This is a genomic window from Pedobacter sp. (assembly GCF_046462515.1).
In the GTDB taxonomy this organism is placed as follows: domain Bacteria; phylum Bacteroidota; class Bacteroidia; order Sphingobacteriales; family Sphingobacteriaceae; genus Pedobacter.
This window is the reverse complement of record NZ_JBKGVD010000008.1, coordinates 782,677-795,677: the sequence shown is the minus strand read 5'-3', so window position 1 is coordinate 795,677 and position 13,001 is coordinate 782,677. Positions and strand designations below refer to the sequence as shown.

Sequence of the window (13,001 nt, the reverse complement as noted above, 5' to 3'; positions counted from 1 at the left end):
GCAATCAGGCAGTATAAATGCTTTAAAGAGCTAATCCTTTTGTTTTTTACTTGAAATAAAAACAATTAAGCCTACCAATAAAACCACACCGCCTACATAAGGTGGCCAGCTTACATTTTTCTGTCTGTCGGCTGTAATTTCTATGGAGCCTGCATCTACTACTTTTTCCTTTTGGGTATAAGTAAATCCGGTCCATATAAAAAGAATTAAACCAATTACAATAAGAAGTATACCTAATGATCTGCCCATAAATTTCTCCTTTCTGCCTTAATGTTGTTAAATATAACATCAGATTGTTATTAAGGTTTGTATAATTCTAAAATGGAGAAAAAAAGAAAGATTAAAAATATTCTTTTGCCCTGTTGCTTAAGCTCTTACAAATATTTGTATACGTCATTTTAAACTTGTTTAAAAGCTATTTGAAAGGTTCCATATCAAGTACGGATGACGGAAGAATCCAAATCTATAAGAAAACATACTAAAAATCTTCTTCAAAAAAGTCTATCAATCCTCCTAAATAATATTCTTGTATGCCTTCTGTAAAATCATTATAATCTTCATCAGGGATATTGGTTTGAACAAACTCAAGAGAAGTTCCCTTTTTATCGGGATGTAGTTTTATGGTTACGATAGAAGCTTCATTATCTTCGCCAAAATACCACTGTTGTACTATTTTCTTGTTTTCTTCAAAAAATAAGTTCTTACCTACAATATCACCATCCCATAAAGAGAATTCCTGATCCGTTTCTGCAACAAAATTTACTTCTGCGCCTGTCCATAGCTGAATGCTCTGCGCTTTGGTTAAAGCCAGATAAACTTCATCGGGAGGAGCGGGAAGAGTTATATATTTTTTAAATGTTTTCAATTGTTAGCTATTTAAAAGCGTTTAAGCCCGTTACATCCATACCTGTAATTAGTAAATGAACGTCATGCGTACCTTCGTAAGTAACTACAGATTCCAAGTTCATCATATGGCGCATAATAGGATATTCTCCGGTAATTCCCATTCCTCCTAACATCTGACGTGCATTACGGGCAATATCCAATGCAATTTCAACACTGTTTCGTTTTGCCATGGATATTTGTTCGGGAGTAGCCCTGTTTTCGCTTTTTAACTTGCCTAAGCGCCAAACCAGAAGCTGTCCTTTGGTGATTTCTGTGATCATTTCGGCCAGTTTCTTTTGTTGTAACTGGAAACCACCAATTGGTCTGCCAAATTGTTCACGTTCTTTGCTGTATCTTAAAGCGGTGTCATAGCAATCCATTGCTGCCCCTAAAGCTCCCCATGCTATGCCGTAACGGGCTTGGTTTAAACATCCCAACGGACCTTTTAACCCTCTTATGTCAGGAAATACATTTTCTTTAGGAACCTTAACGTTGTCAAAAACAAGTTCTCCTGTAGCAGAGGCTCTTAAACTCCATTTGTTATGCGTTTCAGGTGTGCTAAAACCTTCCCAGCCGCGTTCTATTACCATACCTCTAATTTTGCCTTCTTCGTCTTTTGCCCAAACTACGGCAATATCAGCAAAAGGAGCATTAGAAATCCACATCTTGGCGCCATTTAATACAAAGTGGTCACCTTTATCTTTAATGTTGGTTACCATGCCTCCTGGGTTAGAGCCAAAATCAGGTTCTGTTAAACCAAAACAGCCCATTAACTCGCCAGTGGCTAACTTAGGAAGGTACTTCTTTCTCATTTCTTCGCTACCATAAGCATAAATAGGATACATAACTAAAGAGCCTTGTACCGATGCGGTAGAGCGGATACCAGAATCGCCACGCTCAATTTCCTGCATAATAATCCCGTAAGCTGTATAATCTAAACCGGCTCCGCCGTATTCAACAGGGATAGTAGGGCCAAAGGCACCAATCTCGCCAAGGCCTTTGAGTAAATGTTTAGGAAATTCGGCTCTTTGTGCATAATCTTCAATAATAGGACTTACTTCTTTTTTTACCCAGTCTCTAACTGTTGCACGTATTAAAAGGTGTTCTTCAGATAATAATTCGTCAATTAAATAATAATCAGGTGCTTCGTATAAGTCTTTTTTTGCTGATTTGCTCATGTTTGTATTGGATTTAAGTTATTGGTTGGAACCAAAGTTAATAATTTAAAGTAAGGGCTGATAAAAACGGGGCCTAATTTTTATTTTAATTAATATTGTAGCACAAAATAATTACAGATCAAGATGTTTACACAAACCGTAGCCTTAAAAGATGTTAAATTTTATGCATTTCATGGTTTATACCCTGAGGAGCAGTTAACTGGAAACCATTTTATAGTGGATGTAGAAGTTGCTTTTGAGCCCAAAGGAAACACAGAGGATTTGGAACGTACAGTGAACTATGAAGTATTAAACCAAATATTAATAGAAGAAATGCGTAATACGCAAAAACTGCTGGAAACTGTTGTAAGAAATATGATAGACAAGATTTTATCTACCTATATATTTATTGATGCCATAACTATAGGTATAAGGAAAATAAATCCACCTATGCCCGGTCAGGTTGGGCATTCTTTTGTTCAGTTAAAATATCAGTGTAATTAATGTAATTGTTCAAATTCCATCATTCTATGCCGCTCAGTTTCAGGGATGGGTGTAGAGGTTTTAGATTTTAAATCAATAGCAACACATATTGTTTTAGCAATAGAACATAATATTTCTCCTTCTTTTTCTTTTTTTACAATTTTATACTCAATATCAAAACTACTATTTCCTACTTTAGAAGTACGCACATAAATAAAAATCTTATCGCCCCATACTATGGGTTTTATATAACTGATGTTAACCTCCCTTATTACTATACCTGTTTTTTTCCAGTTCCATTTAATCATCTGTTTCCAATACTTGGTTCTTGCAACCTCTATATAAGTTAAATAAGTAGCATTGTTTACGTGTCCGAAAGCATCGAGATCCGCAAATCTGATTTCTACGCTTGTTTTGTATTTAAAGATATCTGTCATTAGTTTTTGCTGTCTTTTTGTCTTGTTTTAACGTTTTTGTATGTCTTTTTGTCTTGTTTTTAATAAAAAATTGACTTGGAATAAGCTTTGTTGATATTGAGTAACAGAAAATTTAAAATAATTATTGGAGGTAATATAAAATGAACTTAGTAAAATTTAACAACAGAACAAGAAATAACACGCCTTATTTTAACAATGTATTTGATAGTTTGTTTAACGAGGCATTCAACAAAAATTATGGTATGCACAAAATGCCTGCAGTAAATATTATTGAGAAAGAAACCGAGTATAAAATTGAGCTGGCTGCACCTGGTTTGGTTAAAGAGGACTTTAAAATAGAATTAAAGGAAAATGATTTAACCATTCAGGTTGAAAATAAAATGGAAGTAAATGACGAGCAACAAGGTTATACCCGAAAAGAATTTGGATACACTTCATTCACTAGATCTTTTTTATTGCCTGACCACGTAAATCAGGATAAGATTAATGCGGAGTATGTAAATGGCATTTTAACCATCAGCATTGCTAAAAAAGAGGAAGCTAAATTGCAGCACAGGGAAATAAAAATTTCATAATTCATAGTTAGTTTGTTTGTTTAAAGGGTCAGCTAAAAGCGGCCCTTTTTTCATTTATTAATCTTCTCTTTTCAGAAATGTTCCAAATTACGTATGTAGTTTTAAAACCCGCTCAATTTGTCTAATTTTGCGCCATGCAACGTGAAATACTTGATACCAAGCGTAAAGCTTTAAATATAAATTTAGACCCGAAAATTTATGGCACTTTTGCCGAGATAGGTGCGGGGCAGGAAGTATCCAGAGCATTTTTTAATGCCGGTGCTGCCTCAGGGACAGTTGCCAAAACTATGTCGGCTTATGATATGACCTTTAGTGATTCTATTTATGGTGCAGAGGATTCAGGCAGATATGTAAGCCAGAACCGTTTAACCAAAATGCTTGATCACGAATACTCGCTATTGGTTGAGCGTTTGCATGGAGAGAAATATCAAGATAAAACCTTTTTCGCTTTTGCAAATACAGTTACTACATTAAACTACGCAAAAACAAATGATCCCCATGGGTGGATTGGTCTGCGTTTTCAAACCGAATCTTCAGGAGAAGCAAGTGAGATCCATTTTCACGTTCGGTTATTAGATACCGATGTATTGAACCAGCAATGGTCTTTAGGGGTTATAGGTGTAAACCTTATTTATGCAGCTTTTTATTATATCAACGATCCCAAAACCATGATAGAATCATTGGTAGATAATTTAAATGTAGGTTCTGTAGAAATAGATCTGATCTCGGTTAACGGACCGGCATTTAAAAATGTAAATAACCTATTGTTGAATTTATATCTGGTGGTTAAAGATTTTTCGGCTGCTTCTATTTTTGATCCTGATGCACAACCGCGTCAGGCAAAAGATTTGCTCTATAAAAAAGATGTAATGATTTTACGTACCAAGTATGGACAAAAATCTAATCCTAACTTCAGTTTGTTTAATAAAGCAATTGACCAATTTAAGCGGGTTAATCATGTAGCTGATGAAAATCTTAGAGTACTGATTGAGGTTTTGATTACCAATGTATTAACTGATGGTACTGAAGCACAGGATGATGTTGATCTGGAAGCAGTGGCAAAACGTGCTGAGGAAATGTGTAAAACAGGTAACTATGTAATTGTATCTAACTTTGCACGCAAAAACCGTTTGGCTAAATATTTAGACAGATGTAAGCCACATAGTGTAGGTATGTCTACCAATATTAACAATCTTAAGTTTGTATTTAACTCTGCCAATTTTGGTGAGAATTATACGGGACATTTATTGAGCTATGTGAACGATATGTTTAGCAGAAATATCAGGTTGTTTGCTTATCCTTTCTTAGATAAGAAAACCAATACAGTAATTACCACGCAAAATATGCCAGTATCGCCAGAAGCTAAGCCTTTGTTTGATTTCTTACTGCTAAACGGATATATTACTGATATCAAAGATTATAACGAAGGAGAAGTAAAAACAGTATAGGCCAAAAAAGCATGCGATAAAGATTGTTATTGATAAATATAGAAGAGTTTAAGTTGGTTAATTATCGTTTGTTTGGTTATACAAATCTTTAAATACAATACCCATGTGCCTCTCGGGGTTTTCTATGGGTTTGAAACCGAACTGTTCATATAAACCATGGGCGTTTAAAGTAGCCAGATGGTAGCGACGTAGCCCCTGCAAATCGGGATGAAACAGCATAAGCGACATTAGTTTTTTTGATAAACCTAAGCCTCTATGGGTTTCTTCTATATAAACATCACATAAATAAGCAAAAGTGGCTTTATCAGTAATCCAACGAGCAAAACCTATTTGCTGTTGATTTTTGTAAACCCCAAAACAGAGAGAGTTTTCTATAGATTTTTTCACAATATCAAACGGAATGTTCTTTGCCCAGTAAGATTGTGTGCTTAAGTAGTGATGTACAGATTTAACATCAACTAAATTACGGTCATCTGAAAAAATAAAGCCGTTTTCTTTGATTTCCATTTTTTAGTGGTTCTCGGTCCTTAATTCTCGTTTTCAGTGCTAAAAACAAATCAATTTAGCGATCAACTTAATTTCTCATATTAATAAATTGTAAAGGCTGCCCAAAATCTTCGCTACGGCATAAAGCAATTACTTTTTGCAGGTCGTCGATATTTTTGCCTTGTACCCGAACCTGGTCATCCATCATAGAAGCCTGTACCTTTAATTTGCTGTCTTTAATTTTAGCAACGATTTTTTTTGCAGTTTCTTTATCAATGCCCTCTTTAACTTTGATCTGTTTTCTGATCATATTGCCTGATGCAATGGTTTCTTTGCCAAAATCCAAACTTTTTGGATCTAAGTGTTGTTTCATCATTCGGGAAATGATGGAATCTGTTATGGCCTTTAAACGCATGTCATCTTCAGTAAGGATTTCAATCGAGTTTGTTTTTTTATCTAACTCAATAGAGCTCTTAGAGGTATGGAAATCGTATCTGTTCAGGATTTCTTTTTTAGCGTTATTAATAGCATTATCTAATAGCTGACCATCAATCTTGCTAACAATATCAAAACTTGGCATGTGTTCTTGCTTAAATTAAAAAAGAAAATGTTAAATTTAATTACCTACAAATAAAACAAAAAAATATGAAAACCGCTAAAAGCAAGTCTTCAAAAAAGACCTCGGCAAAGAAAGCTGCCAAAAAAAACATAGAAAAAACATTGAGCCAAAAATTTATGGAAGCTCTTAAAGACCTTGGGCATAATGCAGAGAGTTTGGGGAGTGAAATAGCAGCAGCAAGTAAAGCCATGGCAAAAAAACTTTCTAAGAAAGTTAAAAAGGTAAAAGGTAAGGTAAGTGATAAAATAGAAGCGATTAAAGCTAAAGAACCCGAAATAGAGAAAAAAGTAGAAACGGCTAAAAAAGACGCGAAAAAATTGGTAAAACAGATGGATAAAAAGCTGAGCAGTAAAGTTAGCAAAGCCACAAAACCGGTAGTAAGCAGTGTAAAAGTGGCTGCTGTAAATACAGAAGAAAAAGTGGCCAATGCCATTAAAAAGGTAGCCGCTCAAACAGAAGAAAAGGTAACAGCTGTGAAGAAAGAAATAAAAGACCATGTTAAACCTGTAAAAACAAGTGTAAAAAAGGCAGTTACTACTAAAAGCACAGCACCTTCCAAAACTAAAAGTGCAACTAAGGCTGTTGCGATTAAAGCAGTATCTAAAACCACTAAACCTGCGGCTTCAAAAGCATCTGCTGCAGCTTCAAAAATGCCGGCTGCTACCGAGAATAAAACAGATTCTACAAATAAAGCGGTATCTAAAGCAGCATCAGATGCTAAAAATATTATAAATGCCTAATCTATTTAATGAGCTACAACAATTAATAATAACTTAACATTAATTTACAGAGATTTGAAAAAGTCCCCATTTGGGGATTTTTTGTTGAATTATGGCAAAACAGAAGCTCCCGTTTTTAAACAGAGAAATTAGCTGGCTTTATTTTAATGAACGTGTATTGCAGGAAGCTGCCGATGAAACCGTTCCGTTAATTGAGCGGATTAGGTTTTTGGCCATTTTTTCTTCCAACCTCGAAGAGTTTTACCGAGTAAGGGTAGCTACACTAAGCCGTTTGGTAAATTTAAATGATAAGGCCAAAGCACTTTTAGGATTTAATCCTAAAAAGGTGCTTAATGAGATTAAAAATATTGTTGTTAAACACGAGCGAAAATTCGAACATCTTTTTCAGGCTACCTTAATGACAGAACTTGCCCAAAATAAAATATTCATACTGAATAATACCCAGTTGAATGTTACAAGGGGTGAATTTGTTCGTAGCCATTTTAGAGATAAAATCTTATCTAACCTAGTGCCATTAATGCTTGATCTGAGTAAGCCATTGCCAGAGCTCAAAGACAGAAGTTTATATTTTTTTGTGCGTTTAGGTAAAGACTACCAAAAGAAGCACGAAAAATTTGCCCTGATTGAATTACCAGATAGTTTGCCTCGTTTTTTGGTATTACCTGAAACTAATGAATTGAAATTCCTTATTTTGTTAGAAGATATCATTAAATATTGTCTTGATGATATTTTCTATGTATTTAATTACAATCAATTAGAAGCATTTTCTATTCAGCTTACCCGTGATGCCGAACTGGATTTTGATAAAAATGTAAGCGATAAATTTATTGACGAGCTAAAAGCCAGTTTGGATAAACGAAAAAAAGGAAAACCTATGCGTCTGTTATATGATAGTGAAATGCCTTTTGAGATGTTAAGCGTACTAGTAAGTAAGCTAAAGATAGAACCTGAAGGATTAATACCCGGTAATAAGTACCACCGTTTTGGCGATTTTATCAATTTTCCGAACGTAGGAGGTAAAGCATTGGAATATCCCCCTACAGAACCTTTAAAGATTAACGGATTACACCGTACAGAAAGTATTTTTAAGAAAATTACTGAACGTGATTATGTTGTACATTTACCTTATGAATCTTACGATTACATCATTCTGTTTCTTCGCGAAGCAGCCATAGACCCTAAAGTTACAGAGATTAATATCACACTTTACCGTTTAGCAGAAAACTCTAAAGTAATTAATGCATTGATCAATGCAGCAAAAAATGGTAAAAAAGTAAACTGTTTGGTAGAACTTAAGGCTCGTTTTGATGAGAATGCAAACATATTCTGGACCAATAAGCTATTAGAAGAAGGTGTTAACGTAAATTATGGCTTAACAGATTATAAGGTACACTCAAAGATATGTCTTGTAAAACGTATAGAAAAAGGAAAGGTAAACTATTACGCTAATCTGGCAACAGGAAATTTTAACGAAAAAACCGCGAGAATTTATTGCGATCATAGTGTTTTTACTTCTAAAAAAGAGATCACCGCAGATCTGGTTAAGTTATTTATCGCTTTAAATAAACGAGTTGTAACCAAAGATTTTAAACATTTAATCGTCTCACCTTTAGAATCTAGAAATAAAATCTATTCGTTAATTGATCGGGAAATTAAATACGCTAAAGCAGGAAAAAATGCTTATCTGATCTTTAAGGTTAATAGTTTGGCAGATGAGGGCATAGTAACTAAACTTTATGAGGCCAGTAATGCAGGTGTAGTAATTAAGTTAATTGTAAGAGGAATCTGCTGTCTTGTGCCCGGAGTAAAAGGATTTAGTGAAAATATTACCGTAATTAGTATTATTGATAAATTTTTAGAACATGCCCGTGTGTTTATTTATGGAAATAATGAGAAAGAAGAGATGTATCTGTCATCAGCAGATTTGATGACCAGAAATTTTGAGCACAGGGTAGAGGTAGGATTTCCAGTATTAGACCCGGATGTAAAACAGGAGATAAGAGATATTATAGAGTTTCAGTTACAAGATAATGTCAAAGCTCGAGACATTAACCAGAAAAATGATAATAGATATCATAAAAACAGACTGAATACAAAGGTTAGGGCACAAGTGCAAACCTATAATTATTTAAAAACAAAACACCAGATATAATGCTAAGATACGCAGCTATAGATATAGGTTCTAACGCAGTAAGGTTATTAATTGCAGATATTTCAAAAAATGAAAAAGGGGTGTACACTTATCGTAAAAACACCTTGGTAAGGGTGCCTTTACGTTTGGGAGATGATGCGTTTCTAGATCAAAAGATTTCTCCAAAAAAAACCGAAGAGTTGGTAAAAACATTGGTTGCCTTTAAAAATTTAATGGATGTTTACCATGTATCGGCATATTTGGCATGTGCTACATCGGCTATGCGTGAAGCTCAGAATGGTAGCCAGATTATAAAAAAAGTAAAAAAAGAAGCCAGTATAGATTTAGAGATTATTGAAGGGCAACGTGAGGCAAAAATTATTTATGCTAACCACATAGAGCAAAATTTAGATACCAAAAAAAATTATCTTTATATAGATGTTGGTGGGGGAAGTACAGAGCTATCAGTATTTGTTAACAAGCAGTTGCATGCATCCAAATCATTTAATATAGGCACTATTCGTATATTAGATAATCAGGATAAGGAAGAAACTTGGACGGAGATGAAGAATTGGGTGAAATCTCATACCAAAGACCTTAAAAATTTAGCAGGTATTGGTACAGGGGGAAATATCAATAAGCTTTTTCGTATTTCAGGAGAGAAGGACGACATGCCACTTTCTTTCTTAAAGCTCAAAGCAATTTATAATGAGTTAATAGGTTATTCTCTAAAAGAACGTATTTCGGTTCTTAAGCTTAACCCGGATAGAGCCGATGTAATTGTACCTGCATGTGAAATCTACCTTACCATTATGAAATGGACGGGGATTAAGCAAATATTTGTACCAAGGGTGGGGATGGTAGACGGTATTATTAACTTACTGATAGAAGAAAATCTATAAAACAAAGACGAATAAAACAAGAGGCCTGTTTTTGAGTTATATCTGATATAAATTAAATTTATGAGTACAAACACAACTAAATATCTTGCGCCAACCAATGGCAAGTTTAAACTTAAAAATTTTGATACCGATTATAAAGGGCATTTAGATAAAGATACCGTTAAAGAAGACCTTGCAACGGTTAAAGCCGAATTATCAAAATTACAGAGTGTACTGTATGCGGCAGGTACTTATTCGATCTTAGTTATCTTACAAGCTATGGATGCGGCAGGTAAAGACAGTGCTATAGAGCATGTAATGTCGGGCGTAAATCCACAAGGATGCCAAGTGTATAGCTTTAAAACTCCAAGCAGCGAAGAATATAAGCATGATTTTTTATGGAGACATTACAGGTCTTTACCTGAAAGAGGAAAGATAGGCATTCATAACCGATCACATTATGAAAATGTTTTGGTATGTAAAGTACATCCGGAGTATATTTTGAGTGAGAATATTGGAGGGATAAGTGATGTTAAACAGATAGATAAGGATTTCTGGAAAAACCGTTATGAGAGTATACGTTCTTTTGAAAAGCATCTTACCGATAACGGAACCATTGTACTTAAATTCTTTCTTTATGTTTCAAAGGACGAACAAAAGAAACGTTTCTTAGAGCGTATGGATGATGAAACGAAGAACTGGAAATTTTCTGCAGGGGATTTAAAAGAACGTGCTTTATGGGATAAATATATGGATGCCTACGAAGAAGCAATAAAAGAAACTTCTACAGAAAACGCACCTTGGTATGTTATTCCTGCAGATGAAAAATGGTATAGCCGATTAGCAGTAAGCCAGGTTCTGAAAGATACATTGAAAAATTTGAATCTCAAGTATCCTCAATTGCCCGAAGAGGAAAAGGAACAGTTAAAAAATCTGAAACAACAACTGTTAGATGAGAAGTAAACATTCTTGTCGCTTTCTTTTGATGTTAATATAGTTTATTCTAAATTTGCTGCCGCTTTTGGGTTTCCGGTAATACCGGAATTAAAAGGGAATATGGTGTAATTCCATAACTGTCCCGCAGCTGTAAGCTCTTTAACGATTTTTGATTCAATGTCACTTTAACTTAGTTAGGGGAAGACCAAAAATCGGGAGTAAGTCAGAAGACCTGCCTAAGGGTTTGTTATTCATAGCTTTCGGGGATTGAAGCTAGGAATGAGCCTTACATCAACGTATTACTCATTTCTTTTCTTTTTGCTGTTGCTGTGTGAAAAACTCACATTCAATGAACAAAAAAACTAAATTAGGTGCAGCAAGTCTAGGACTTGTACAGCTAGCCCTATTATGGGGAAATCAGGCTATTGCTCAAGAAGCCAAATCTTTAAATGAAGTGGTGATTACTACCACAAAAAATGACCAGAAACAATCGCAAACGGGTAAAGTAGTTACTGTGATTGACAGTGTGCAATTATCACGCAGTGCGGGACGTAATCTTGCTGAAGTACTAAATCAACAGGCCGCCATTAATGTTGTTGGTGCGGGAAGCAATATCGGTAAAGACAAAGGCGTATTTTTTAGAGGAGCTGCTGCTGCTTATACATTAATAATGATAGATGGTGTGCCAGTAAATGATGCTTCGGGTGCAATTACTACTTTTGACTTGAGATTATTTCCTGTTGATCAGGTAGAGCGAATAGAGGTTATTAGAGGAGGTCAATCTACATTTTATGGTTCAGATGCTGTTGCAGGTGTTATCAATATTATAACCAAGAAAAAAGCAACTAAAGGTAACAATGTGTACGGCGTGGCAACTGGAGGAAGTTATAATACTTATAAAGGTACAATTGGTTTAAATAGCCGAGTTGATAATTTCACTTATAATATCAGCTATTCGCATTTAAAAACAGATGGTATTTCTGAAGCCGCTTTGCCTGAAGGGAGTACAGCTATTTTTGATAAAGATGGTGCTAAACAAGATGCGGTTAATGCTAATTTTGGTATTCAGTTAGATCCTAAATTTAGTGTAAACCCTTTTATCCGTTATAACCAAAGCACATTTGATTATGATGATGGAGCTTTTACCGACTCAAAGAACAGCTCTCTGTACCGTTTCTTAAATGTAGGTACCAATGCCGTTTATGATTTGGGCGAAACAAAATTTACATTAAATTATAGCCATCAGAACGCATTTAGAGAATATTTTGGCTCATATGCTGGAAAATACCAGGGAACCATTGATCTTATAGATTTCTACTATAACCAGAAAATTGGTAAAAAATTAAATTTGTTATTAGGAATTGATAACAGAGCTACAGATGTAACTTATTATAATGCTTCTGGTACTTCAAAACCTTCTATTAATCTGTTTAGTGCTTATGGATCATTGTTTTTGCACGATCTAAGTATATTTAACTTAGAAGTAGGCGGACGTTACAATAAACATAGTAAATATGGAGAGAATTATACTTACGCAATTACACCAAGTATAAATATTATAGAACAGGTACGCTTGTTCGGTACGGTTTCATCTGCTTTCAGAGCACCTACATTAGATATGTTATTTGGCAGATGGGGAGCAAATTTAGACCTGAAACCTGAAAAAGCCACGAATTATGAAGCAGGTTTCAATCTTAACCTACTAAGCAATAAAATTGGTTTGCGTGTGGTGGGCTTTAAGCGTAAATTAACAGATGCTATTGTTTATACCACAGGTTATATTAACCAAGATAAACAAGACGATAAAGGATTTGAAATTGAGCCGAGTTTTAAATTTGGAAAATTTACGCTTAACGGGTACTATACCTACTTTAAAGGAAAACAGATTTCAGGAAATACGACTAATGAAATCTTGTTACGTCGCCCTAAAGATATTTATGGAGCAAATTTAGGTGTTCAAGCAACTGATCATTTATTCTTCAGTGTAAATTATAAATATACAGGTTCAAGAATTGACAGCGATTTCAGTACGTGGCCTTCAACAAATGTAACCTTAAGATCTTATCAGCTGGTTGATTTTTATACCGAATACGAATTAGCAAAGAAACGGATTAAATTATTTGCTGATTTGAAAAACATCACTAATGAAAAATATACCGAGATTATAGGCTATAGCACCATGGGTTTTAATTTCAATGCAGGTCTGAGCTTTAATTTTTAATT

General features: G+C 34.7%; 14 protein-coding genes and 1 riboswitch. Of the genes, 8 read left to right on the top strand and 6 right to left on the bottom strand.

What is annotated here, in order from left to right; all coding sequences use genetic code 11:
* Positions 1 to 30 precede the first annotated feature (30 nt).
* From ACLHG9_RS11515 to ACLHG9_RS11505, 3 genes are all read right to left on the bottom strand, one after another.
* Positions 31 to 249, bottom strand: a complete 219-nt coding sequence (locus ACLHG9_RS11515; protein ID WP_410221633.1) for a DUF3185 family protein — start codon at positions 247 to 249, stop codon at positions 31 to 33.
* Between the two features lie 229 nt (positions 250 to 478).
* A complete protein-coding gene (locus ACLHG9_RS11510; protein WP_410221632.1) occupies positions 479 to 865 on the bottom strand; it encodes an SRPBCC domain-containing protein in 387 nt (128 codons plus the stop codon).
* A 7-nt stretch (positions 866 to 872) separates the two neighbouring features.
* A complete protein-coding gene (locus ACLHG9_RS11505; RefSeq protein ID WP_410221631.1) occupies positions 873 to 2,063 on the bottom strand; it encodes an acyl-CoA dehydrogenase family protein in 1,191 nt (396 codons plus the stop codon).
* Positions 2,064 to 2,186: 123 nt separating this feature from the next.
* Between ACLHG9_RS11505 and folB the strand changes: the two genes are divergently transcribed.
* Positions 2,187 to 2,546 (top strand): dihydroneopterin aldolase, encoded by a 360-nt coding sequence (gene folB / locus ACLHG9_RS11500; RefSeq protein WP_410221630.1) that lies wholly within the window; start codon positions 2,187 to 2,189, stop codon positions 2,544 to 2,546.
* On the opposite strand, the gene ACLHG9_RS11495 is transcribed toward folB, so the two are convergent.
* A complete protein-coding gene (locus ACLHG9_RS11495) occupies positions 2,543 to 2,962 on the bottom strand; it encodes an acyl-CoA thioesterase (RefSeq protein ID WP_410221629.1) in 420 nt (139 codons plus the stop codon). The genes folB and ACLHG9_RS11495 overlap by 4 nt on opposite strands.
* Positions 2,963 to 3,102: 140 nt before the next feature.
* Here ACLHG9_RS11495 and ACLHG9_RS11490 point away from each other — a divergent pair, with 140 nt between their 5' ends.
* Positions 3,103 to 3,537, top strand: a complete 435-nt coding sequence (locus tag ACLHG9_RS11490) for an Hsp20/alpha crystallin family protein (protein WP_410221628.1) — start codon at positions 3,103 to 3,105, stop codon at positions 3,535 to 3,537.
* Between the two features lie 134 nt (positions 3,538 to 3,671).
* Positions 3,672 to 4,985: a nicotinamide mononucleotide adenylyltransferase gene (locus tag ACLHG9_RS11485; RefSeq protein WP_410221627.1), complete on the top strand. Its 1,314-nt coding sequence runs from the start codon at positions 3,672 to 3,674 to the stop codon at positions 4,983 to 4,985.
* A 57-nt stretch (positions 4,986 to 5,042) separates the two neighbouring features.
* Here the strand turns inward: ACLHG9_RS11485 and ACLHG9_RS11480 are convergent, their stop codons facing one another.
* Together ACLHG9_RS11480 and ACLHG9_RS11475 are read right to left on the bottom strand one after the other, a co-directional pair.
* Complete coding sequence (locus ACLHG9_RS11480; protein ID WP_410221626.1) at positions 5,043 to 5,492, bottom strand: GNAT family N-acetyltransferase; 450 nt, start codon at positions 5,490 to 5,492, stop codon at positions 5,043 to 5,045.
* 67 nt (positions 5,493 to 5,559) lie between these two features.
* A complete protein-coding gene (locus tag ACLHG9_RS11475) occupies positions 5,560 to 6,051 on the bottom strand; it encodes a YajQ family cyclic di-GMP-binding protein (protein WP_410221625.1) in 492 nt (163 codons plus the stop codon).
* Positions 6,052 to 6,116: 65 nt separating this feature from the next.
* Here ACLHG9_RS11475 and ACLHG9_RS11470 point away from each other — a divergent pair, with 65 nt between their 5' ends.
* From ACLHG9_RS11470 to ACLHG9_RS11450, 5 genes are all read left to right on the top strand, one after another.
* Positions 6,117 to 6,830, top strand: coding sequence for a hypothetical protein (locus ACLHG9_RS11470; RefSeq protein WP_410221624.1), 714 nt, complete (start codon positions 6,117 to 6,119; stop codon positions 6,828 to 6,830).
* Between the two features lie 91 nt (positions 6,831 to 6,921).
* Entirely contained in the window at positions 6,922 to 8,982 is a 2,061-nt protein-coding gene (ppk1, locus tag ACLHG9_RS11465; RefSeq protein ID WP_410221623.1) for a polyphosphate kinase 1, read from the top strand.
* Positions 8,982 to 9,863, top strand: coding sequence for an exopolyphosphatase (locus ACLHG9_RS11460; protein ID WP_410221622.1), 882 nt, complete (start codon positions 8,982 to 8,984; stop codon positions 9,861 to 9,863). Before ppk1 ends, ACLHG9_RS11460 begins: the two co-directional genes overlap by 1 nt.
* Before the next feature lie 60 nt (positions 9,864 to 9,923).
* Positions 9,924 to 10,805 (top strand): polyphosphate kinase 2 family protein, encoded by an 882-nt coding sequence (locus ACLHG9_RS11455; RefSeq protein ID WP_410221621.1) that lies wholly within the window; start codon positions 9,924 to 9,926, stop codon positions 10,803 to 10,805.
* 43 nt (positions 10,806 to 10,848) lie between these two features.
* A riboswitch (cobalamin riboswitch) is annotated at positions 10,849 to 11,033 on the top strand.
* A gap of 94 nt (positions 11,034 to 11,127) precedes the next feature.
* Positions 11,128 to 12,999, top strand: coding sequence for a TonB-dependent receptor plug domain-containing protein (locus ACLHG9_RS11450; protein ID WP_410221620.1), 1,872 nt, complete (start codon positions 11,128 to 11,130; stop codon positions 12,997 to 12,999).
* The last annotated feature ends 2 nt before the right edge of the window (positions 13,000 to 13,001 follow it).